The 22,659-nt window shown below is 48.9% G+C and carries 18 protein-coding genes; 6 read left to right on the top strand and 12 right to left on the bottom strand.

The features are described 5' to 3' along the window. The 3 genes from H8Z76_RS08660 to ispE form a co-directional block, all read right to left on the bottom strand. Complete coding sequence (locus tag H8Z76_RS08660) at positions 1-1,491, bottom strand: spore germination protein (protein WP_186982253.1); 1,491 nt, start codon at positions 1,489-1,491, stop codon at positions 1-3. Positions 1,492-1,581: 90 nt separating this feature from the next. Further along, complete coding sequence (locus H8Z76_RS08665; protein ID WP_022516370.1) at positions 1,582-2,259, bottom strand: GntR family transcriptional regulator; 678 nt, start codon at positions 2,257-2,259, stop codon at positions 1,582-1,584. Positions 2,260-2,288: 29 nt separating this feature from the next. Further along, complete coding sequence (gene ispE / locus H8Z76_RS08670) at positions 2,289-3,155, bottom strand: 4-(cytidine 5'-diphospho)-2-C-methyl-D-erythritol kinase (protein WP_147618717.1); 867 nt, start codon at positions 3,153-3,155, stop codon at positions 2,289-2,291. 138 nt (positions 3,156-3,293) lie between these two features. On the opposite strand from ispE, the gene H8Z76_RS08675 reads away from it, so the two are divergent. Beyond that, positions 3,294-3,941: a hypothetical protein gene (locus H8Z76_RS08675; protein WP_147618718.1), complete on the top strand. Its 648-nt coding sequence runs from the start codon at positions 3,294-3,296 to the stop codon at positions 3,939-3,941. 89 nt (positions 3,942-4,030) lie between these two features. On the opposite strand, the gene H8Z76_RS08680 is transcribed toward H8Z76_RS08675, so the two are convergent. The 3 genes from H8Z76_RS08680 to H8Z76_RS08690 all read right to left on the bottom strand — a co-directional run bounded on the left by H8Z76_RS08680 (position 4,031) and on the right by H8Z76_RS08690 (position 10,927). Continuing rightward, complete coding sequence (locus H8Z76_RS08680) at positions 4,031-6,502, bottom strand: glycogen/starch/alpha-glucan phosphorylase (protein ID WP_186982254.1); 2,472 nt, start codon at positions 6,500-6,502, stop codon at positions 4,031-4,033. A 109-nt stretch (positions 6,503-6,611) separates the two neighbouring features. Next, complete coding sequence (ileS, locus tag H8Z76_RS08685) at positions 6,612-9,770, bottom strand: isoleucine--tRNA ligase (protein ID WP_186982280.1); 3,159 nt, start codon at positions 9,768-9,770, stop codon at positions 6,612-6,614. Positions 9,771-10,246: 476 nt separating this feature from the next. Further along, a complete protein-coding gene (locus H8Z76_RS08690) occupies positions 10,247-10,927 on the bottom strand; it encodes a DUF4190 domain-containing protein (protein WP_022516365.1) in 681 nt (226 codons plus the stop codon). Between the two features lie 216 nt (positions 10,928-11,143). Here H8Z76_RS08690 and H8Z76_RS08695 point away from each other — a divergent pair, with 216 nt between their 5' ends. Then, positions 11,144-12,595, top strand: a complete 1,452-nt coding sequence (locus H8Z76_RS08695) for a nicotinate phosphoribosyltransferase (RefSeq protein WP_147618720.1) — start codon at positions 11,144-11,146, stop codon at positions 12,593-12,595. 79 nt (positions 12,596-12,674) lie between these two features. Here the strand turns inward: H8Z76_RS08695 and H8Z76_RS08700 are convergent, their stop codons facing one another. Together H8Z76_RS08700 and mutY are read right to left on the bottom strand one after the other, a co-directional pair. Then, complete coding sequence (locus H8Z76_RS08700) at positions 12,675-13,691, bottom strand: glycosyltransferase family 2 protein (protein WP_022516363.1); 1,017 nt, start codon at positions 13,689-13,691, stop codon at positions 12,675-12,677. 355 nt (positions 13,692-14,046) lie between these two features. After that, a complete protein-coding gene (gene mutY / locus H8Z76_RS08705) occupies positions 14,047-15,144 on the bottom strand; it encodes an A/G-specific adenine glycosylase (RefSeq protein ID WP_147618722.1) in 1,098 nt (365 codons plus the stop codon). A 194-nt stretch (positions 15,145-15,338) separates the two neighbouring features. Between mutY and H8Z76_RS08710 the strand changes: the two genes are divergently transcribed. The 3 genes from H8Z76_RS08710 to H8Z76_RS08720 all read left to right on the top strand — a co-directional run bounded on the left by H8Z76_RS08710 (position 15,339) and on the right by H8Z76_RS08720 (position 18,377). Further along, on the top strand, positions 15,339-16,118 hold the full coding sequence (locus H8Z76_RS08710) for an enoyl-CoA hydratase-related protein (protein WP_022514866.1): 780 nt from the start codon (positions 15,339-15,341) through the stop codon (positions 16,116-16,118). A 94-nt stretch (positions 16,119-16,212) separates the two neighbouring features. Further along, on the top strand, positions 16,213-17,022 hold the full coding sequence (gene proC / locus H8Z76_RS08715; RefSeq protein WP_186982255.1) for a pyrroline-5-carboxylate reductase: 810 nt from the start codon (positions 16,213-16,215) through the stop codon (positions 17,020-17,022). 41 nt (positions 17,023-17,063) lie between these two features. Continuing rightward, positions 17,064-18,377 carry an alpha-amylase family glycosyl hydrolase gene (locus H8Z76_RS08720; RefSeq protein WP_186982256.1) on the top strand — a complete coding sequence of 438 codons (1,314 nt, stop codon included), beginning with the start codon at positions 17,064-17,066 and terminating at the stop codon, positions 18,375-18,377. A 61-nt stretch (positions 18,378-18,438) separates the two neighbouring features. Here H8Z76_RS08720 and H8Z76_RS08725 read toward each other — a convergent pair whose 3' ends face one another. Beyond that, positions 18,439-18,831 carry a hypothetical protein gene (locus H8Z76_RS08725; protein WP_022514863.1) on the bottom strand — a complete coding sequence of 131 codons (393 nt, stop codon included), beginning with the start codon at positions 18,829-18,831 and terminating at the stop codon, positions 18,439-18,441. Positions 18,832-18,850: 19 nt separating this feature from the next. Next, the gene (locus H8Z76_RS08730) at positions 18,851-19,546 is read right to left on the bottom strand and encodes an adaptor protein MecA (protein ID WP_186982257.1); all 696 of its coding nucleotides are present in this window, start codon (positions 19,544-19,546) and stop codon (positions 18,851-18,853) included. Positions 19,547-19,704: 158 nt separating this feature from the next. Between H8Z76_RS08730 and H8Z76_RS08735 the strand changes: the two genes are divergently transcribed. Then, the gene (locus H8Z76_RS08735; RefSeq protein ID WP_186982258.1) at positions 19,705-21,018 is read left to right on the top strand and encodes a DNA polymerase Y family protein; all 1,314 of its coding nucleotides are present in this window, start codon (positions 19,705-19,707) and stop codon (positions 21,016-21,018) included. A gap of 13 nt (positions 21,019-21,031) precedes the next feature. Here the strand turns inward: H8Z76_RS08735 and sufU are convergent, their stop codons facing one another. Both sufU and H8Z76_RS08745 read right to left on the bottom strand, forming a co-directional pair. After that, complete coding sequence (sufU, locus tag H8Z76_RS08740) at positions 21,032-21,454, bottom strand: Fe-S cluster assembly sulfur transfer protein SufU (RefSeq protein ID WP_186982259.1); 423 nt, start codon at positions 21,452-21,454, stop codon at positions 21,032-21,034. After that, the gene (locus tag H8Z76_RS08745) at positions 21,444-22,658 is read right to left on the bottom strand and encodes an aminotransferase class V-fold PLP-dependent enzyme (protein ID WP_186982260.1); all 1,215 of its coding nucleotides are present in this window, start codon (positions 22,656-22,658) and stop codon (positions 21,444-21,446) included. The genes sufU and H8Z76_RS08745 overlap by 11 nt, the downstream gene beginning before the upstream one ends. Position 22,659 lies beyond the last annotated feature (1 nt).

Raw genomic sequence — 22,659 nt, forward strand, 5'->3', positions numbered from 1 at the left:
CTATCCCTTTCGTTTTAATTTGATGCGCTCTTTCACATGAGCAAAGATCGGTCTGCGGTTCAGATAAATGAGCGGCAGCCGCAGCATGGAGTCCCGCTCATCGTGATACCCGGTCAGATCGGCACCGACCACCGGCATCAGATACGGGATTCCGAAGCTCTTTAAGTGCGCCAGATGGATGAGCACGGTCAGTATGCAGAGCAAAAAGCCGAAAAATCCAAGCCAGGCGCAGAGGAAGATAAAGAAAAACTTTAAGATCCGGAACGCCGTGGCAAATTCCTCATTCGGGATCGCAAAGGAACAAAGCGCGGTAAATGCCACCACGATCACAACGATCGGACTGACCAGATTTGCCTCGACCGCCGCCTGCCCGATGATCAGTCCGCCGACGATACCGATCGTATTTCCCATCGCTCCGGGGAGGCGCACGCCGGCTTCCCGCAGGAGTTCAAACGACAGCTCCATCAAGAGCACTTCCACGATCGATGGAAACGGAACCCCCTGCCTTGCCGCCGCAAACGATAATAACAGGGGCGTCGGCAAGATCTGCGTGTGGAAATCCATGACCGCCAGATATAACCCCGGCAGTGTCATCGCGAAAAAGGACGCAATGTAGCGCAGAAAACGCCCGAGCGAAGCGATCTCAAACCGGTTGTAATAATCATCACTCGTCTGTATAAACGAGTTGTAATCGGTCGGCAGGATGAGCGCGACCGGGGAATTGTCACAAAGCAGTACGATTCTGCCCTCCAAAATCGCCATTGCCGCGCGGTCCGGGCGTTCCGTCGTCTGAAACTGCGGAAACGGGGAATACCATTTCTCCTCCATCAGCTGTTCGATCACGCCGCTGTCCAGTACACCGTCGATCTCGAACGTATCCAGCCGTTTTTTGATCGTTTCCAGCAAGTCCGGGTAGATCAGATCCTCTATATAAACAAGATCCACGTTGGTCTTTGACCGTACCCCGGCTTTTTTCTCCCATACTTTCACACGCGGGGAACGCACCCGTTTCCGCACCAGCGCGGTATTGATCTTGACCGAATCCGAAAATCCCTCATTGGAACCGCGGATGACTTTTTCGGATTCCGCCTCCGTAACACCCATGCCGGGATACCCTTTATCCGAGACCTTTAACGCATGAGGGTAGCCATCCACAAAGAGTACCGCGTCTCCGGTCAAAAGTCCGTCCGCCGCCTCCTCATAAGTATCAAACACCGTCACATCGGACAGCCCGAGTCCGTTTTTTTCCAGACACTCATACATTTTTTCTGTCTGCATGCCGCTGAATGCGTTGAGCATTTTCCCAAGCGCTGACTTTTCAAACAGGACATTTGCCACCGCCACCTCTATGTAGGCAACCAGGCACTCAATATTCTTTTCTTCTCCCAAAAACATCTGACGCATCTTGATATCCGCGCAGTCCGAAAAGATCTCCTCAAATTTTTTCTTATCCGTCTTAATATTTCCGGTAATCGCTCCTGCCTGTGGCATCCGTATCTCCCCGCTTTCTTTCACATCATAAAAAAGGAGCCAGGCATCTGCCTGTCTCCTTTTATGATGTACATTTTTTTATGTTTTATACTAGATCTTCTGCTTTCTTATAATATTTTTTACAGCCTCCGCCTGATTCTCCACATGACGCTTCATCACCTGGGAAACATGCTCTTTGTCATGCTTCTCGATCCCGGCATAAAGCTCCTCGTGCTCCTCGATCAGTGACGGGTAACTCTTTTCATCTTTTAAATACTCCACACGGTAGCGGTAAACCTGCTCACGCAGATTGTTTAACATGCTCACCAGCTTCTCATTGCCGGTCGCCGTGTAGATCGCGTCATGAAATTCCACATCCGCCTCGGCAATTCTTTTGACATCGCCGCTTCTTGTGGATTCCTCGAAGTTTTTCATTGCCTGTTTTAACTGTTTTAACTGATCCTCCGTGATCGCGTCACACGCAAGCTGGACTGCCAGTTCATCGAGTGCCGCGCGAATCTCCAAGGCATCCTCCATGTCCTTTTCTGTCATGCCTGCGACCTGTGCCCCCCGGCGCGGTATCGTCACGGCAAGTCCTTCCTGTTCCAGCATCCGGATCGCCTCACGGATCGGTGTACGGCTCACGCCCATCTTTTCCGCAAGCTGTAACTCCATCAGCCGTTCCCCCGGCTTTAATTCTCCTTTTAAGATTGCCTCCCGCAATGTACTAAATACCACATCCCGCAGCGGAAGATACGCATTCATATTCAGCTCCAGATCATCCATCATATGTTTTTCCTCCGTTCCTTCTCCCTTTTTTATAAATTATATGGTCTTGTAATATAAGTCTGCTTCGCAAGCTGTTTACTCCTGATTTCCCGCTCTGCCGCCTCCGCAGCGTCTTTATCGGAAAAGATGCCGAACACGGTAGGGCCGCTTCCACTCATCATCGCGCCGAGCGCGCCGTTTTTTTGCATCGTCTGCTTGATCGTATCGATCACCGGATACTCCTTTATCGTCACGGTCTCAAGCAGATTTCCCATATGCCCGGCAAGCGCGGCAAGATCCCGCTTTTTTAAATCCCCGATCAGTCCGTCGATCCCCGGATGCACGGTTTGTTCATCCAGAATCAGGTTGTCATAGACAAATTTTGTAGATACCGCAACCGGCGGCTTCGCGATCAGTATCGTACAGGGCGGCATCGCCGGCAGTGCCGTCAGCTTTTCGCCGATTCCCTCCGCAAGCGCAGTCCCACGCATAATGCAGTACGGCACATCCGCGCCGAGTTTTACCCCGCGCGCCATGAGTTCTTCTTTGGAGAGCCCGAGCTTTAAGAGCTTATTCATTCCAAAAAGAACTGCCGCCGCATCTGTACTTCCGCCCGCCATGCCTGCCGCTACCGGAATGTATTTCTGGATCTCGATCTTTACCCCGGACCGGATCTCAAATTCATCGATCAGAAGTTTCGCCGCCTTATAGGCAAGATTATTTTCATTCGCCGGAAGATAAGACAGATTCGTTGAGACCGCAATCTCCGGTTTCTTCGTTATTTTCAAAAAAATACGGTCATACAGATAAATGCTCTGCATGATCATCTTCACCTCATGATAGCCGTCCTCTCTCACGCCTGTCACATCCAGCCCCAGATTGATTTTTGCCATCGCCCTCAGTTTTAATTCACTCATTGTTCTTCTCCTGTACTTTGTATACATTATACTAACATTTTCCCGGAAAAAGTCAATCTTTCCTATCAATGATTTTTATCAAACAGCCGATATAAATAGTAGAATACCAATAGTTTACCATGCCAAGGAGGGTTATATATGGATGTAAATGGACTTAACAAATTACAAAACACAGATTATCTTTCAAAGGTTACGGACACTGCTTCTGCTGCAGCCGCAAAGACCAATACCGCAAAAACGGATGCTTCCTCTGCTGAGGGCGTGATCTACGATAAAAGTTCTTCCACTACAACAGGCACGGACTACAAGACGAACAATGCCGCTCTGATCCAGAAATTAAAACAGGATTCCGAGAACCGCATCAACCAGTTAAAAGACATTGTAAGCCAGATGATGACCAAGCAGGGAACCGCGATCGGTAAAGCCGATGACATCTGGAGTTTCCTCGCAAGCGGAGATTTTACCATCGATGAAGCCGCAAAGAAAAAAGCGCAGGAAGAGATCTCTGAGGACGGCTACTGGGGTGTCAAACAGACCTCTGACCGTATCCTTGATTTTGCAAAGGCACTTTCCGGCAATGATTCTTCCAAAGCGGATCTGCTCTTAGACGCTTTCAAGAAGGGCTTTAAAGAAGCGACCAAGACCTGGGGCAAGGATCTTCCGGATATCTCCAAGCAGACCTATGATGCCGTTGTCGAAAAATTCGACAAGTGGAAAAACGGCGAGGACACAACTGCGGACGCGGAACAAAAAGCCGCTCAGGCAGCAGATGCAGATCTGAAATAGTACCTTCCATTTTCCTCGTCGCTATTACAAAAGACAGGCATAGCAGGCGTGATAATAACTCCGCCTGCTATGCCTGTTTCTTTTATTGTCTATTCATCGATGTCCAGATCGACTTTGATTCTGTTCAGATGCCAGATATCATCCACATATTCCTGGATCGTACGGTCAGAAGAGAATTTTCCGGAATGCGCCACATTTAAGATCGCGCTCTTCGCCCAGTTCTTCTCATCTTTATATGCTTCCATCACGCGCTTCTGTGCTTCCACATAAGAGCGGAAATCTGCCAGGATAAAGTAGGTATCCGCATACTGGGTACACTGCGTGTTGAGCAGTGAATTGTAAAGATCACGGAACAGCTCCGGATCGTTCGGTGAGTACATACCGTTGATAAGCTGCATCAGTACCTTGCGCACATCCTGATCCTGATTGAAGATCTGCATCGGATCATAATCACGTTTCTTTTCATGCTCAATGACTTCATCCGCGCTCATACCAAAGATAAAGATGTTGTCTTTTCCCACTTCCTCAGCGATCTCGACATTCGCGCCATCCATCGTACCGAGTGTCAGCGCGCCGTTCAACATAAATTTCATGTTACCGGTTCCGGACGCCTCTTTGCTGGCTGTTGAGATCTGCTCACTGACATCCGCCGCCGCAAAGATCAGCTCGGCATTCGATACCTTGTAATCCTCGATAAATACGACCTTGATCTTGCCATCGATGGATTTGTCATTGTTGATCACATCCGCTACCGAATTGATCAGCTTGATCGTGAGCTTCGCGTTCCGGTATCCGGCTGCCGCCTTTGCGCCAAAAATAAACGTACGCGGAATGAATTCCATGTCCGGATGCTCTTTTAACTCGTTGTAGAGATACATCACATGCAGGATGTTTAACAGCTGTCTCTTATACTCATGCAGACGTTTTACCTGTACATCAAAGATGGAACGCGGATCTACTTCCACGCCATTGTGCTGCTGGATGTATTTTGCCAGACGCAGTTTGTTCTGATACTTGATGTTCATAAACTCCTGCTGCATCTTCTCATCATCCGCATAGATCGCAAGCTTTGACATATAAGAAAGATTCGTGATCCAGTCCGCGCCGATATGCTCCGTCACCCAGGAAGCGAGCAGCGGATTTCCGTGCATCAGGAAACGTCTCTGCGTGATACCGTTTGTTTTATTGTTGAATTTCTGCGGGAACATCTGATAAAAATCATTTAATTCCCGTTTCTTTAAGATCTCGGTATGAAGTCTCGCAACACCGTTGACCGAATAGCTTGCAGCGATCGCGAGGTGTGCCATCTTCACCTGTCCGTCATAAATGATCGCCATCTTGCGGATCTTGTCACCGTCGTTTGGAAATTCTTCTTGGATCTTTAAGATAAACCGGCGGTTGATCTCCTCCACGATCTGATAGATACGCGGCAGAAGACGTGAAAAGATCTCGATCGGCCATTTTTCCAGTGCTTCCGCCATGATCGTATGGTTGGTGTAGGCACAGGTTTTGGTCGTGATGCTCCATGCTTCATCCCAGGAAAGTCCCTCGTCATCCAAAAGGATACGCATCAGTTCCGCTACCGCAACGGTCGGATGTGTGTCGTTCATCTGGATCGCCACTTTTTCCGGAAGCATGCTGATGTCCGCATGGTTCTTTTTAAAGCGGTCAACCGCGCGCTGAAGGCTGGCGGAAACAAAGAAATACTGCTGTTTTAAGCGAAGCTCCTTACCTGCGATATGATTGTCATTCGGGTAGAGCACTTCAACCAGATTTCTGGCGAGATTCTGCTGTTCTACCGCTTTTTTGTAATCACCCTTGTCAAACGCGTCGAGCTCAAAGGACTGTTTTGGCTCCGCATCCCAGATCATCAGTGTATTTACGACATTATTATTGTATCCGATGATCGGCATATCGTATGGGATCGCCATGACAGACTGGTAATTTTCATGGACGAAACGTGTTCTTCCGGTCTCATCCGTCCTGGCGCTGACATAGCCGCCGAATTTTACTTCATAGGAATGCTCCGGTCTCTTTAATTCAAACGGATAGCCGTTCTTTAACCAGTCATCCGGCTCTTCGATCTGAAAGCCGTCCTTGATCTTCTGGCGGAACATACCATAGTGATAGCGGATGCCGCAGCCGTAAGCCGGGTATCCGAGTGTTGCGAGCGACTCCATAAAGCACGCCGCAAGTCGTCCGAGTCCGCCGTTTCCAAGTGCCGGATCCGGCTCCTCGTCCTCGATCAGATTTAAGTCCACACCCATTTCCGCGAGTGCTTCTTTTACTTCATTGTAGCAGGTCAGATTGATCAGGTTATTTCCAAGCGCACGCCCCATCAGAAATTCCATGGACATGTAATAAAGGATCTTTGGATCATCGCGGTCAAGCACATGCTGTGTCGCGATCCACTGATCAATAATGACATCCTTGACCGTATAGGACACTGCCTGAAAGATCTCCTGTCTGGAAGCTTCAGTCAGCGTCTTACGGTACAGATTCTTGACATTGTCGCTGACGCTTTTCTTGAAGGCATCCTTGTTGAAAACGATATTTTTCATAAATAATACCCCTCCATGCCGTTTTTTGTAATCACATAATTTTATGATATACTTTCATGTTCTGCGCGTCAAGCAACATTTCCCGCGCAAAGTCACGCTTTCGCAATTTTTACAGTTTCTCTACTGCGAGTACGACCTTTTCGCCATTGATGTTCCATTCTTTCTCATAACCGGTGAGCGCACCTGCGGTCACTTTCTCGGCAAGTACTTCTTTTCCGATCTCATCCCCGTATTTTTCAAAAATCTGCCGGATCTTATCGTCTGCCTGATAGGACACGGCGATCTTATCCATAACCTCGAATCCGGCTTCCTTACGCATGGTCTGGATCTTGCTGATAAGTTCGCGTTCAAAGCCTTCCTCTAAGAGTTCCGGTGTGAGGTTCGTATCCAGTACAACGGTAACTTCGTTGTCACCCTCTGTGACATAACCTTCCATCTGTGTCATGGTGATCAGAAGATCTTCTTCATAAAGTACCACGTCCGCTCCGACTTCCGGAAGTTTCAGGCCGGCTCCGCTTCTTACGTCAGCCATTGCCTTGTTTCCATCCACATTCGCAAGCGCTTTCTGGATCTGTCCCAAGTATTTTCCGTACTTCGGTCCCACGGTACGCAGCTGCGGCTTGAAGGTATAAGTCGTGTAGCCTGACACATCATCCGTAAATGTCACGTTCTTTACATTTAATTCATCCGCGATGATCTCTGTGAAAAATTCCGGCAGTTCAAACGGTGCTTTCACATACATGGTTCCGATCGGCTGACGGTTTTTGATGTTTGCCGCGTTTCTGCACGCGCGTCCCATAACGACGATCTTTAATACCTCGTCCATGTTCTTTTCCAGTTCCGCGTCGCTGTAAGCCGGATTTGCAACCGGGAAATCGCACAGATGGATACTTTCCGGTGCGTTCTTGTCAATGCTCTTGACCAGATTCTGATAAATCTCCTCTGTCATGAACGGGATCATCGGCGCTGACGCCTTGCAGATCGTAACGAGTGCCGTGTAAAGTGTCATGTACGCGTTGATCTTATCCTGCTCCATGCCCTTTGCCCAGAAACGTTCTCTGCTTCTTCTGACATACCAGTTACTCATGTCATCCACAAATTCATCCAGTGCTCTTGCGGCTTCCGGAATCTTGTAGCTTCCGAGATCCTTATCCACCTCTGTCACAACGGAATTCAATTTGGATAAGAGCCATTTATCCATAACGGAAAGTTTGTCATATTCAAGCTTATATTTTGTCGCGTCGAAGTTGTCGATATTCGCATACAGGATAAAGAACGCATACGTGTTCCAGAGTGTTCCGAGGAACTTACGCTGTCCTTCTGTCACTGCCTTGTCATGGAAACGGTTCGGCAGCCATGGTGCGCTGTTAATGTAGAAATACCAGCGGATCGCGTCTGCGCCGTGTTTCTCTAACGCGTCAAACGGATCGACCGCGTTTCCTTTGGATTTACTCATCTTCTGTCCGTTCTCATCCTGCACATGACCGAGTACGATGACATTTTCATACGGTGCCTTGTTAAACAGGATCGTGGACTCTGCCATCAGGGAATAGAACCATCCTCTGGTCTGATCCACTGCTTCGGAAATGAATTTTGCCGGGAACTGACGCTCAAACACTTCTTTATTTTCAAACGGATAATGATGCTGTGCAAACGGCATTGCTCCGGAATCGAACCAGCAGTCGATGACTTCCGGTACACGATGCATGGTCTTGCCGCAGTCCGGGCAGGTGAAAGTCACATCATCGATATACGGGCGGTGCAGTTCTACCTTTGCGTCTTCCGGATTTCCACTCCGCTCGGCAAGTTCCGCACGGCTTCCGATGCATTCCTGATGGCCGCACTCACATTCCCATACCGGAAGCGGTGTTCCCCAGTAACGGTTTCTGGAAATACCCCAGTCCTGTACATTTTCCAGCCAGTCACCGAAACGTCCTTTTCCGATGGATTCCGGGATCCAGTTTACCGTATTGTTGTTGCGGATCAGATCCTCTTTTACTTCTGTCATCTTGATGAACCAGGATTCTCTCGCGTAGTAGATCAGCGGGGTGTCACATCTCCAGCAGTGCGGATACTCATGCTCGAACTTCGGTGCCTCAAAGAGCAGTCCCTTCGCGTCGAGATCCTTTAATACCATCGGATCCGCTTTCTTTACGAATACGCCGGCATACGGAGTCTCTTCGGTCATCTCACCCTTGCCGTTTACCAGCTGTACGAACGGCAGGTCATATCTTCTGCCGACCTTGGCATCATCCTCACCGAATGCCGGTGCGATATGAACGATTCCGGTACCGTCTGTCATCGTAACATAAGAATCACACACGATGTAATGTGCCTTTTTGTGCTGTTTTTCGATAATGTCCTTCGCGCAGTCAAAAAGCGGTTCGTATTCTTTTCTTTCAAATTCGATACCCTTTTTCGTCTCAAGGATTTCGTAGGCTTTCACGCCTTCCTCTTCGTTTCCGAGCTTTCCGAGTACCTTGTCAAGCAGCGCTTCCGCCATATAATAGGTATAGCCGTCCGCAGCTTTTACCTTGCAGTAATTCTCATCCGGGTTCATACAGAGTGCAACGTTACTCGGCAGCGTCCACGGTGTGGTCGTCCATGCCAGGAAATAAGCATCCTCTCCAACGACTTTAAAACGCGCGATCGCGGAGCGTTCCTTTACGGTCTTATAACCCTGTGCCACTTCCTGCGCGGAAAGCGGGGTTCCACAGCGCGGGCAGTACGGCACGATCTTAAAGCCCTTGTACAAAAGCTTTTTGTTCCAGATCTCTTTTAATGCCCACCATTCGGACTCGATAAAGTTATTGTCATAGGTGACATACGGGTGTTCCATATCTGCCCAGAATCCAACGGTTCCGGAGAAATCTTCCCACATGCCCTTATATTTCCATACAGATTCTTTACATTTTTTGATGAACGGCTCCATACCGTACTCTTCGATCTGCTCTTTTCCGTTCAGCCCGAGCATCTTTTCCACTTCAAGCTCAACCGGCAGTCCGTGGGTATCCCATCCTGCCTTACGCGGTACATAATTGCCCTTCATGGTCTGGTAACGCGGGATCATATCCTTGATGACACGGGTCAGTACATGTCCGATATGCGGTTTTCCGTTTGCGGTAGGCGGTCCGTCATAAAAAGTATAAGTCGGTCCTTCCTTTCTGGAATCCATGCTCTTGTTAAAGATGTCATGCTCTTTCCAGAATTTTTCTGTTTCTTTCTCCTGCTCCACAAAATTCGTGTTCGCCTGAACTTTGTTATACAACATTTTGCTTTCCTCCTGGCTTTGTAAAAATAAAGTGTGCGCTTACCGCACACTTTCGCGCGCGAGCGGTATGTTCAACATAAACTTCATCTCCGCGAGCTGCGCATCCCCGCGGAGCTTTTTTTAATCATAGGAAGGAATTTCCTATGATTTAAAAAAGCCCCTTCATCCTGTAATAGGACGAAGGGACATAGATTCGTTTACCACCTGTTACATTGTACTTGGGAATCTCCCGCATACAAGGTTCCCGTAACGTGGGAACAGCCGTCGGTACCTACTTCTTTCTTCAGCCCGCAGCTTGGAAGTGATCTTCACATATTCTCTACTCGCACCGGCTCTCACCCGCCCGGCTCGCTTTGCCTTTCCAAAATATGCTACTGTCTTCGTCATTGCCTTTTCATATTAACGCTAAAAGTATAAAACCTTACTTTTTTCTTGTCAAGGCTTTTCTTCCTGTAACTGAAAATAATCAGAATTTAGAAAGAATCGTCAAAATCGCTCTGGAACTCTTCTTCCCAGTATTCCGGAAAACTGTATCCATTGGTAATGCTTTCATCGATCGCATTGACGGAAATCAGCACCCAGAAAACAATGCACAGTACGATGGATACGATTCCTGTGATCATTCCCGCGATCGCCATGCCGTTCTTGCCGTTTTTCACAAACTGCACGATTGCAAGTATGATCGCTGCGATTGCAAGCGGGACATTGATGCAGGTACAAAAAAGTACCAGAGATACGATTCCGAGTATCATGGACGCGATCGCGAATCCCTTGCCCGGCTCCTGTTTCTGCTGCTGTGCCTGTGGATTGGTATACTGCTGCTGCCATCCGTTTGAACCTGCGCCCGGCGCGGTGTTATAATTCTGTGCGCTTCCCTGACCGGTAAAATCCGGCTGTCCCTGATAATTTCCCTGGCTCTGGAAATTTCCCTGATTCTGGAAACTGCCCTGGTTCTGGAACTCCGGCTGCTGTGGCTGCTGCCATCCGCCCTGGTTCTGCCAGCTCTCTGTCTGCGGTCCGTTTTCCGTCACCGGTGTAACCGGTGTCTCCGCCTGACTGCCCGCATTGCTGTAGCTCATATCTGGTGCGCTGTAATCCTGTGGTGCCGCATAATCCTGCGATGTACTGTTTTCTTCAAACTTTTCTTCGCTCATAACAAAATCTCCTCGTTTCTTTTCCATATTGCATATTGCTGTTTTTGTTTTGTCCTTTATTATAACAAATCACGGTTTCCGAAACAATTATCAATTTCTTAATTTTTACAAAACAATTTGCAGGGCGCATAATTTGAAGTATAATACGTTTATACTGATTTTAAATCATTCGAACCATTCTATCAGAAAGGAGCGCACGTTCTCGTGCAGTAATTTATGAGTACATTAAATCTGACTTTACTGACCGATCTCTATGAAATGACCATGATGCAGGGCTATTTCAAATCCGCCAACCATGACGTTGCCGTTTTTGATGCCTTCTACCGCAAAAACCCGTGTGACGGGGGCTATGCGATATGCGCCGGCCTGGATCAGGTCATCGACTATATCAAAAACCTTCATTTCTCCGCGGAAGATATTTCCTATCTGCGGGGGCTTCATATTTTTGATGAGGATTTTCTTTCCTATCTGGAAAACTTCCGTTTTTCCGGTGATATCTACGCGATCCCGGAGGGCACGCTGATCTTTCCGCGCGAACCGCTCATAAAGGTCATCGCCCCGATCATGGAAGCGCAGTTAGTCGAGACCGCGATCTTAAATATCATAAACCACCAGAGCCTGATCGCCACAAAAGCCGCCCGTGTCTGCTACGCCGCCGGTTCTGACGGCGTCATGGAATTTGGCCTGAGACGCGCGCAGGGACCGGACTCCGGCACATACGGCGCAAGAGCTGCTGTGATCGGCGGCTGCAAGGGAACTTCAAACGTTCTCGCCGGACAGCTTTTTGACGTTCCGGTGCTCGGCACCCACGCACACAGCTGGATCATGAGTTTTCCGGATGAATACACCGCGTTTAAGACCTACGCGAACCTCTATCCTTCGGCATGTATCCTGCTCGTGGACACCTACGACACCTTAAAATCCGGCGTTCCGCACGCGATCCGGGTATTTCGGGAGATGCGTGAAGCCGGCATTCCACTCACCTATTACGGGGTAAGGATTGACAGCGGCGATCTCGCCTATCTCTCCAAGCAGATCCGCAAAATGTTAGACGACGCGGGCTTCCCGGATGCCGTGATCTCCGCCTCCAACGATCTCGACGAATATCTGATCGAGAGCTTAAAGTTACAGGGCGCAGAGATCACCTCCTGGGGTGTCGGCACCAACCTGATCACCGCAAAGGACAATCCGGCCTTCGGCGGCGTTTACAAGATGGCTGCCATCCAAAAGGAAGACGGCAATTTTGTTCCAAAGATCAAGATCTCCGAAAACTCCGAGAAGATCACGAATCCGGGCAACAAGACCATCTACCGTATTTACGATAAGGCAACCGGAAAGATCCGTGCCGACCTCATCTGCCTTGCCGATGAGACATTTGACGAGGCATGCGACATGAACCTCTTTGACCCGAATGAACCGTGGAAAAAGACAAGGATTGCCGGCGGCACCTACACCCTGCGCGAGCTTCTGGTTCCGGTATTTGAAAATGGCAAATGCGTCTATGACTCCCCGAAAGTCATGGATATTCAGGCTGCCTGCACAAAGGAAAAAGATACGATCTGGGATGAGACCAAGCGTTTTGTCAATCCGTCCCGTATCTATGTCGATCTTTCCGATAAGCTCTACCGCCTGAAACACGACCTGTTAAATGATATGAGTGAAAGCTGACCGCTATGCCGCCACTAAAAGACCGGGTACCCGGACGAACCTTTTTCCCGTTCGTCCGGATCCCCGGTCTTTTTCTTACTTAATTAAATCCCACGACCTTCTGCGTGATCTTATATGCCGCAATGGATATCTTGCGTCCGCCTCTGCCCGGCAGATTCGTGGACTGTCCTAAAATTCCGTTGCGCAGATGATGAAACAGTCTTAAATCCTTCCGCTTGATGTATCCCCACAGTTCGCGCTTTTTCTCCAGATTTTCATCTGTCCCGGAACGGATACACATGACGGTAGAAATGACCGTGATGATCTCAAGGTAATTAAACATATACCCCCGCAGTTTGCGGTTCGTGATCTTCCAGAGATCAAATTCGTCCACCATCAGCTTGTTCACCTTGATCTGCTGATCGATCCGCCCGATCATGACCTTTTCATTGACGGACTGGTCGTCCCTTCCGATAAAATAACGGTAAAAATCCACATCGAGATAGTACATCGTGTTTACCGACGGGAGCGGCTTGTATACAAAAATGTTATCCACATAAAACGTATGCTCCGGCAGCTGTAATCCACACTCCCTGAGCAGTTTGGTACGGTAAATGACCGAATGCATCAGCAGATACTTTCCTTTGGTAAAACGTCTGATATCGCTCCAGGTAAAGATCTCATTCTGCGGAAGCTGCTTGGTGTAACGCATGACCTTTTTGTGCTTCGCGCCCTGCTTTTCATACACAAAATTGCTGATAAACATATCAAGCGTCCTGCTGCCGCCAACGATCTCCTTTAATTTGTCCAAAATCTGATGATAGGCATCTTCATCCACCCAGTCATCACTGTCAACTACCTTAAAATAAAGTCCGGTCGCATTGGCGATCCCGGTATTGACCGCACCGCCATGTCCCGCGTTCTCCTGATGGATCGCTCTTACGATGGTCGGATACTTCTTCTCATATGCGTCCGCGATCTCCGCTGTCGCGTCCTTCGACCCGTCATCCACGATAAGGATCTCCACATCCTCTCCGCCCTTCAACAGGGAATTCACGCATTTTTCCATATAATCCTGTGAGTTATAACACGGAACCGCAATCGATAATATCTTCATTTATCTGCTCCTTAGTTTCTATTTTATTTTATCTTGTCTTACTTACTTATGTCTCTTACTCTTCCATTATACACAGACCTGTCGCAATCTCAAAACTATTTTTTCTTATAAATTTCTTAACAGCTTCCCATTTGTTCATATTTTATTTACACAAATATCATAAACTCAACATACCCTCTTCATATCTTCCAGATATAGTAAGAGCATAGAAAAAAAGCCGAATGATATGACATCATTTATACTTTTTCATAGACCTTGCATTGATATGCAAGGTTCCTCCCAAAAATAATGAGTTGCTTTTTCATACATAATTCTTTTCATAGGAAAGAGGTCGCCGCTTTGGCGATCTTTTTTATTACTGATCCGTATCCGCCGAAAAGCGGTCATTTCCGAGCCGCAGGTTCATGTACTTTGTATATGCCGCAAATGCCGCCGGGATCGGATAGCGCTTCTCGGAGTCCTCCACTTCCACGAAAAGCAGACCGGACTGTTCCGTCTCAAGTTCCGACACCCGAACCATATATCCGGTCATATGCCATTCGATATGCGAAAAAATATGCTTGGCATCCTCAAGCTTTTCGATGTGTACCGGCACAAGATCCTGCTCCCGCACATAGGAAAGCACTTCTTCCTCGCTCAGATGCCCCGCAAGATTTGGAAATTCATAAAGTCCCGCGAGCAGTCCCTTTGCCCCGCGCTTGTGGAGCACGATCCGCTCTCCGTCACGGATGATAAGAACCGTCTTCTCCTCGATCCGGCGCGGCTTTGCCCTGGATTTCACCGGAAGCGTCTGCCAGATGCCCTGCTTTCTTGCTTCACAGAAGCTCTCCCACGGACACTGCGCGCAGTGCGGCTCTCCGTTTGGCAGACAGACCGTCGCTCCAAGCTCCATTAACGCCTGGTTGAACGCGCCCGCCGCGTCTTTGGGGATCACAGCGAGCAGTTCCTTTTCCACTCTGCTTTTTACACTCTGTTTCATGATATCCGAATCGTCCGCCGTCACCCGCATGATAACCCGCAGCACATTCCCGTCCACCGCCGGGACCGGGATCCCGTAGGCGATCGACGCGACCGCGCCCGCCGTATAGGATCCGATCCCTTTTAATGTAAGAAGCTTTTCATAATCCGCTGGCAGTCTGCCGTCATACTCCTCCATCACCGTGCGCGCCGCCGTCTGCATATTGCGCACACGGTTGTAATAGCCAAGCCCTTCCCAGAGCTTTAACAGCCGCTCCTCACTGCACGCCGCGAGCGCCGCCACATCCGGCAGCTCCTTCGTAAATCGCTCAAAATATGGTTTTACCGCTTCCACCCTGGTCTGCTGCAGCATGATCTCCGACACCCAGACACGATACGGCGTCGGCTCCTCCCGCCACGGCAGGACTCTCGCATGCCCGGCGAACCAGGACAGCAGCGGTTTTTCGATCTGCTTTAAATCAAATTCCTGTCTCATTGTTTCCTTCTTAAATCTTTCTTCCTCGTTCTTTTTTGTCATTATACTACACTTTTCCTCTTCCTACTATACAAAAAACCCGGTAAAGTATGGCAAAAGAGATTGACAAAAGTTTATCAAAGTTATAAGATGAATTTATATAAACTTGGTCACAAAAACCGAACGAAATCAAAATTTTTTAGGAGGTTTCTACAATGAACAATTTAACATTAGACGTTGAAAACGAAGTTGCAGTCCTTACGATCAACAGACCGAAGGCACTTAACGCTCTGAACTCTGAAACATTAGACGAGCTCACCGAAGTACTTACCGAGATCGAAGGCAGAGACGACATCAAAGTCGTAATCTTAACAGGTGCAGGCGAAAAATCTTTCGTAGCCGGCGCTGATATCTCTGAAATGATCAACTTTACCGCTCCGGAAGCAAGAGCTTTCGGTATCCGCGCATCTGTTCCGTTCTTCAAACTGCAGAACATGCGTCAGGTAACGATCGCAGCTGTAAACGGATTCGCACTTGGTGGTGGATGTGAGATCTCCATGGCATGTGATATCCGTATCGCTTCTGACAACGCCGTTTTCGGTCAGCCGGAATGTGGACTTGGTATCATCCCAGGATTCGGTGGTACACAGAGACTTGCACGTTTAGTTGGTATGGGCAGAGCAAAAGAGATCATCTTTACCTGCAGCAACATTGATGCAGCAGAAGCTTACCGCATCGGTCTTGTAAACAAAGTAGTTCCGCAGGCAGAGCTTATGGATACTGCTAAGAAGATGGCTTCCAAGATCCTTCGTAACGGCAGCTATGCTGTTGCTGTTGCAAAAGCAGCGATCAACAACGGTTACGATATGGACATCAAGAACGCTGTTGAAATGGAAGCAAATCTGTTCGGTGTTGTAAACGATACACACGACAAAAAAGAAGGCATGAGCGCTTTCTTAGAGAAGAGAAAAGAAAAGAACTTCACAGATTTCTAAATCGAAGAAAACTTCACAATAAGGATACAAAGGACCGCTTGCTTTTTGCTGGCGGTTCTTTTACAATTATTTTTAAATAAGGAGGAAATTGTTCATGTTAGAAACAACCATTGGATTTATCGGATGTGGAAATATGGGAAGCGCCATGATCGGCGGTATCACAGGCTCCGGTCTGGTGCCGGCATCAAAAGTCATCGCGAGTGCCCATACCTCTGCTACCGTAGAAAAGATAAAGGATCAGTTTGGAATCCGCACCACGTTAGACAACCAAACAGTCGCCAAAGAGGCAGACATCTTATTCCTTGCTGTCAAACCTTATCTCTATGCGGAAGTGATAAAGGAAATCAAAGATGTGGTTTCCGAAGACGCCGTGATCGTAGCGATCGCCGCCGGACAGTCCATCGAAAAGATCGAGGGCTGTTTCGGACATCCGGTGAAACTTGTGCGCTCCATGCCAAACACCCCTGCCATGGTCTTAGAGGCAATGTCCGCACTCACACCGAATGACAATGTGACACCGGAAGAACTCGATACGGTCATCTCCATTTTCAACAGTTTCGGAAAATGCGAGGTCGTCCCGGAAACACTGATGGATGCCGTGACCGGAGTCAGCGGATCCTCCCCTGCCTATGTCTATATGTTCATTGAGGCGATGGCTGACGCTGCTGTATGGGACGGCATGCCACGCGCACAGGCTTACAAATTTGCCGCACAGTCTGTCCTCGGCGCAGCAAAGATGGTGCTTGAGACCGGCAAACATCCGGGTGAATTAAAGGATGCCGTATGCTCCCCGGGCGGAACCACGATCGCCGCAGTCGCAGCCCTGGAAAAACAGAATCTGCGCAGCACGGTCATGAACGCACAGCATGCATGCACGGAGAAATCAAAAGAAATGAGCAAATAATCTGATATAAAGTCAGATGTTACCAGAATGGAGGTTATACTATGTGGGCTGAAACAAGTGTATTTTACCAGATCTATCCGCTCGGCTTTTGCGGCGCGCCGTTTGAAAATGACGGTGTTCCAAAAAACCGTATCGCAAAGGTTGATGACTGGATCCCCCATATCCAAAAACTTGGCGCGAACGCGATCTATTTTTCCCCGGTCTTTGAATCCGATACGCACGGCTATAACACCAGGGATTACAAAAAGATCGATGTGCGCCTCGGCACCAACGAGGACTTTAAGGCAGTCTGCGACCATCTGCATGACGCCGGGATCAAAGTCGTCTTAGACGGTGTCTTTAACCATGTGGGACGCGGATTTTTCGGTTTTCAGGATGTATTAAAAAACCGTGAGAACTCTCCGTATAAAGACTGGTTTTTCATCCATTTTGACGGAAATTCCAACTACAACGACGGACTCTGGTATGAGGGCTGGGAAGGCAACTTTGATCTTGTCAAATTAAATCTTCGGAATGAAGAGGTGGTTTCCTATCTGTTTTCCTGTATCGAATACTGGATCTCCTATTTTGATATCGACGGGCTCCGGTTAGATGTGGCTTACTGTCTGGATCATGATTTCTTACGGCGGCTGCGTGCCTTCTGTGATTCCAAGAAGCAGGATTTTTTCCTGGTCGGAGAAACTCTGCACGGCGATTACAACCAGATCATGAACGACGCAATGCTGCACTCCGTGACAAACTACGAGTGCTACAAGGGGCTTTATTCCAGCTTTAACTGCATGAACATGTTCGAGATCAACCACTCCCTGCTCCGCCAGTTCGGACCGGAAGACTGGACACTCTACAAGGGAAAACATCTGCTCAGTTTTGTCGATAACCATGATGTCACCCGCGTGGCAAGTATCTTAAACAACGAAAAACATCTGCCGCTCATCTATGCGCTGATGTTTTGCATGCCGGGCATCCCATGTGTCTACTACGGCAGCGAATGGGGGGCAAAGGCAAGAAAAGAGGACGGTGATCCGGCACTTCGCGCCTGCTTTGACGCACCGGTGGAAAATGAGCTGACCACTTACATCTCCCGGCTCGCCGCGATCAAGAAAGCGTCTGACGCTCTAAATTACGGAAACTTCCGCTCCGTCCTGCTCACCAACAAGCAGTGCATCTTCGAGCGGAAAACCGGTTCAGAGCGCGTCCTGCTTGCGCTGAATGCGGATGAAGCTCCGTTTGATGCGCATTTCGATGCCGGCTGTGGGCGTGCCGAAGAACTGATCTCGCAGACCACACACGATTTTGGCGGCGGCACCACGCTTGCCCCTTACACGGCTTATATCTGGAAAATGGAAACTGTATAACAATGAAAAAAGCGGAGACGTTTTAAAAACGCCTCCGCTTTTTCCCGGCTGTCCGCTCCTGCTACCACTCGCAGAGCACCTCATCATAAAGACAGTCTAAAAACCGCTTTACCAGTTTTTCCATATTATCAAAATAGATCTCTGTCACACTGTTATCAAACGACAGTTCATTGCCGATCTCCGCGATCACATCCGCGATATCCTGGTTTAAAGCGTCCACCGCATTTTCCACGATCTCCTCAAACGCGCAGTACGCATCACTGGTCAGATACAGGATGTAATTTTCCTTCTTGATCCTGCCTTTCGCCTGATACTCTTCGGTAAACAGATCTCTGCCGTACTCTGCGGCCACTTCCTCGAAATCATTTTTTACTGTTTTATATTCCACCGGCACATAATTTTCCTCGAAAAATTTTTCAAAGGATGCCTTATCCTGTGGTGTATTCTCCTTCATGTTGTTCTCCAATCTTTTGTTATAGGCTGTGAAGCTGCTGGACGGCCTGCTTCTTTAAGAGCAGTGTCCCATGCTCCTCAAGATATGCCTTCATTCTTCCGTCCGAGTAGATCGCCTCCGCGAAATCGAGCGATGCACCGAGCAGCTTGCAGAACTCTGCATCCGTCAGCGGCTCTTTTTCCAGCAACAGATAAAACCGGTCATTGCCCGCAAGTTTATACAGGCTGCTTTTTACCACGTCCCCGCAGATCACAGCTGCGCAGAAACGCATGACATGATCCAGTGACAAAAACTCCAGCTCATAGATATCGCGATCCAGCCGTCCGCCCTCGCGGATCAGATCCTCAATACTCTTTTCCGCTTTCTCTGCCGGCTTCTCTGTCTCCGGCTGCCCTGCCGTCTGGTTCGTAACCTCTTTTAAGACCTCCACCGCAGAGCGCAGATTTTTTATCATCTCCATGATATTCTGCTCCTGCTTCTCGGAAAGCGTCAGCGCAAGCATCCGGTTATCTAAGACCGCTACCTGCACGGAAACCGGGCCACCCTGCACCCGGTAATCCACTTCCTGTTCCGCCATGGCGATGACCCTGCGGACAAATTCTTCTGTTTTTCCCTTATTATTAAAAAAATCATCCAGCACAAGTCCGTTCTCGCTGAGTTCCTCCTCCGAGATCAGACAGCGCACGGTTTCTGTATCAATCCTCTTAAATTTCATGTCATCACTTCCTGTAAAAACAAAAAACGTTTCCCCATATCCTATCCATTACTATACAATAAAATGAAAATTAATTCAATCAATTTTCGCAAACATATGTTCACATTTTATGAAAATTATGTTAAAATATCATTATCCCAAACGAAAGGAGCAAGCGTATGGAATCCGTTATTTTTCATATTGATGTCAATTCCGCTTTTTTAAGCTGGACATCCGTCCATAATCTGGAAACCGGAAGCGGCCCGGATCTTCGCACGATCCCTGCGATCATCGGCGGTGACAAAAAGAACCGTCACGGGATCGTCCTCGCGAAATCCGAATCCGCCAAGACATTTGGTATCCACACCGGAGAGCCTGTCGTCTCCGCCTTTCGGAAATGTCCGTTTCTTACCACCCAGGCACCGGATCACGCGCTTTACCATGCGTACAGCAAAAAAATGATGGATCTGCTGCATACGTATTCCCCGGATATCGAGCAGATCTCGATCGATGAATGTTTTCTTGATTTCACTCCGATCCTGCGGCTGTATGAATCCCCGATCGCCGCTGCCACACAGATCAAGGATGATATCAGAAACCGCTTCCATTTTACGGTAAACATCGGGATCGCGCCAAACAAGCTGCTCGCCAAGATGGCGAGTGACTTCAAAAAGCCGGACCGCATCCATACCCTGTTTTTTGATGAGATACCGACCAAAATGTGGCCGCTTTCCGTAGATGACCTTTACATGGTCGGGCATTCAAGTGCCAGCCGTTTAAAAAGTTTTGGCATTCGCACGATCGGCGATCTGGCGCATACGGATGTGGATTTCTTAAAACGTGAGTTTAAAAGCCACGGCATCCGGATGTGGGAATACGCCAATGGCATTGACCACTCCGTGGTGGATGCCACCGAGCACGAGCTGAAATGTGTCGGGAACTCCGTGACGCTGTGCGAGGATGTGACCGCAGAAACGGAGGCAAGGCGTGTGCTTTTAAGCCTCTCGGAAACCGTATCGGAGCGGCTGCGAAGCTGCAGTCAGATTGCGCAGTCCGTGACGGTTGAGATCAAATACTCCGACTTTTCTTCATTTTCCCACCAGATGCCCCTTTTTTCGCCAACCAACACGACAGACACGATCTACGATGCCGCCTGTCATCTGTTCCATGAGCTCTGGAACGGGAAACCGGTACGGCTTCTCGGCATCCGCACCGGGAAACTGCTGCCTGCGGACGCACCGGTGCAGATGAGCATTTTCGATTTCGCCGATACCAAAAAAGCGGCATCCGATCCTGCCGCTTTTTCTTCCAGTGTGCCAAATGCTGCCGAACGCGCCAAACGCTTAAAGCGTCTGGATGCCGCTGTGGACTCGATCCGCCACAAATACGGCAGTGATGCCATCGTGCGCGGCAGCTTTTTAAATAACGCCAATGAATTCAAACCAAAGGCAAAACAAAAAACCGATCCGCCGCCGGAATCACCCGACGGCTGATCCCGCCTTTTCTTTATTCATCCAGCGCTTCTTTTAGTGTTCTCCAGCCCAGGACTGCGCATTTTACACGCGCCGGCATATGCGCGATATCGCGCAGTGCCGAGGCTTCCTCAAGGCTGTCGATCTCCTCATCCGTTGCCTCTCCGCGGATCATTTTCATAAAGATCTCACCCATTTGTATGGCTTCCTCTTTCTTCTTTCCGATCACCATGCCAAGCATAATATCCGCGGATGCCTGTGAAATGGCACATCCATCGCCGACAAAGGCTCCGTCACAGATCGTATCTCCATCCAGTTTTAATTTGAGCCAGATATCGTCTCCACAGCTTGGATTGACGCCCTCTAACACGATATCCGCATCCGGCAGATCATGCTTGAATTCCGGCCTTATGTTGTGCTCGGTTAAGATCTCATTATAAAATGTTCTATCTGCCATATCCCATACGCTCCCTTATACTTGCTATACTTTTGACCAGACGGTCTGCCTCTTCTTTTGTATTATAAAACATAAAACTCGCTCTGGTTGCCGAATTCACGCCCAGATACTGTAACAGCGGCTGTGCGCAGTGATGTCCCGCGCGCACGGAGATCCCATCCGCGATCAGCACCTCACTGACATCGTGCGGATGCACCTGATCGACCACAAAGGTGAGAATGCCGGTATGTTCCTCTGCACGCTCCGAGCCAAGCACATGCACATGCGGGATCTCCTTTAAGCCGGAGAGTGCCCGCTCTGTCACCGCAAGTTCCCGTCTTTCCATCTCATCAAATCCGATGCCCTCGATATAATCGATCGCCGCAAGCAGACCTGCCGTACCCGCCGCATTGACGGTTCCCGCCTCGAATTTATGCGGCAGTTCCGCAAATTTTGCGCCTTCTCTCGTCACGGAATCGATCATCTCTCCACCACTTAAAAACGGCGGCATCTGATCCAGCAGCGCTTTCTTTCCATATAAAACGCCGATCCCCATCGGGCCAAACAGCTTGTGTCCCGAGAATGCAAAGAAATCCGCGTCCAATGCCTGCACATCGATCTTTTTGTGCGGGGTGCTCTGCGCACCATCCACAACGACAACGGCACCTTTTTTGTGCGCGATCGCCGCGATCTCACGCACCGGATTTTCTCTTCCGAGCACATTTGAGATCTGCGTGACCGCAACCAGCTTTGTGCGGTCCGTGATCAGTTTTTCCACAAGATCCAGATCCACACTGCCGTCTTTTCCACATTCAAGAAACTTTAAGGATGCTCCCGTCATCCGCGCGGCCATCTGCCACGGCAGAAGATTGCTGTGATGCTCCATGATCGACACCAAGATCTCGTCGCCCGCTTTCAGATTGGTGAGTCCATAGCTGTAAGCGACCAGATTGATGCCTTCTGTCGTGTTTCTGGTAAAGATCACTTCCTCCGTGGATGCCGCATGGATAAACTGCGCGACCCGCGCTCTCGCCTGCTCATAAATATCGGTTGCCTCCACGCTGAGCGGATAAGTGCCACGGAGCGGATTTGCATTGTGGTTTTTATAAAAATCCATCTCCGCATCAATGACGCACTGCGGTCTCTGCGCGGTTGCCGCGTTATCGAGATATACCGTGCGATCCTGCATCAAGAGCGGAAAGTCTTTTCTGTAATCCCTCTCCATC

Origin of the sequence: Roseburia yibonii, assembly GCF_014297335.1 — a bacterium.
GTDB lineage: Bacteria > Bacillota > Clostridia > Lachnospirales > Lachnospiraceae > Roseburia_D > Roseburia_D yibonii.

Excerpts from the sequence above, each read along its gene's own strand:
- H8Z76_RS08660 (WP_186982253.1), bottom strand. The coding sequence starts at position 1,491 with ATGCCACAGGCAGGAGCGATTACCGGAAATATTAAGACGGATAAGAAA.
- H8Z76_RS08665 (WP_022516370.1), bottom strand. The coding sequence starts at position 2,259 with ATGATGGATGATCTGGAGCTGAATATGAATGCGTATCTTCCGCTGCGG.
- ispE (WP_147618717.1), bottom strand. The coding sequence starts at position 3,155 with ATGAGTGAATTAAAACTGAGGGCGATGGCAAAAATCAATCTGGGGCTG.
- H8Z76_RS08675 (WP_147618718.1), top strand. The coding sequence starts at position 3,294 with ATGGATGTAAATGGACTTAACAAATTACAAAACACAGATTATCTTTCA.
- H8Z76_RS08680 (WP_186982254.1), bottom strand. The coding sequence starts at position 6,502 with ATGAAAAATATCGTTTTCAACAAGGATGCCTTCAAGAAAAGCGTCAGC.
- H8Z76_RS08690 (WP_022516365.1), bottom strand. The coding sequence starts at position 10,927 with ATGAGCGAAGAAAAGTTTGAAGAAAACAGTACATCGCAGGATTATGCG.
- H8Z76_RS08695 (WP_147618720.1), top strand. The coding sequence starts at position 11,144 with ATGAGTACATTAAATCTGACTTTACTGACCGATCTCTATGAAATGACC.
- H8Z76_RS08700 (WP_022516363.1), bottom strand. The coding sequence starts at position 13,691 with ATGAAGATATTATCGATTGCGGTTCCGTGTTATAACTCACAGGATTAT.
- mutY (WP_147618722.1), bottom strand. The coding sequence starts at position 15,144 with ATGAGACAGGAATTTGATTTAAAGCAGATCGAAAAACCGCTGCTGTCC.
- H8Z76_RS08710 (WP_022514866.1), top strand. The coding sequence starts at position 15,339 with ATGAACAATTTAACATTAGACGTTGAAAACGAAGTTGCAGTCCTTACG.
- proC (WP_186982255.1), top strand. The coding sequence starts at position 16,213 with ATGTTAGAAACAACCATTGGATTTATCGGATGTGGAAATATGGGAAGC.
- H8Z76_RS08720 (WP_186982256.1), top strand. The coding sequence starts at position 17,064 with ATGTGGGCTGAAACAAGTGTATTTTACCAGATCTATCCGCTCGGCTTT.
- H8Z76_RS08725 (WP_022514863.1), bottom strand. The coding sequence starts at position 18,831 with ATGAAGGAGAATACACCACAGGATAAGGCATCCTTTGAAAAATTTTTC.
- H8Z76_RS08730 (WP_186982257.1), bottom strand. The coding sequence starts at position 19,546 with ATGAAATTTAAGAGGATTGATACAGAAACCGTGCGCTGTCTGATCTCG.
- H8Z76_RS08735 (WP_186982258.1), top strand. The coding sequence starts at position 19,705 with ATGGAATCCGTTATTTTTCATATTGATGTCAATTCCGCTTTTTTAAGC.
- sufU (WP_186982259.1), bottom strand. The coding sequence starts at position 21,454 with ATGGCAGATAGAACATTTTATAATGAGATCTTAACCGAGCACAACATA.
- H8Z76_RS08745 (WP_186982260.1), bottom strand. The coding sequence starts at position 22,658 with ATGGAGAGGGATTACAGAAAAGACTTTCCGCTCTTGATGCAGGATCGC.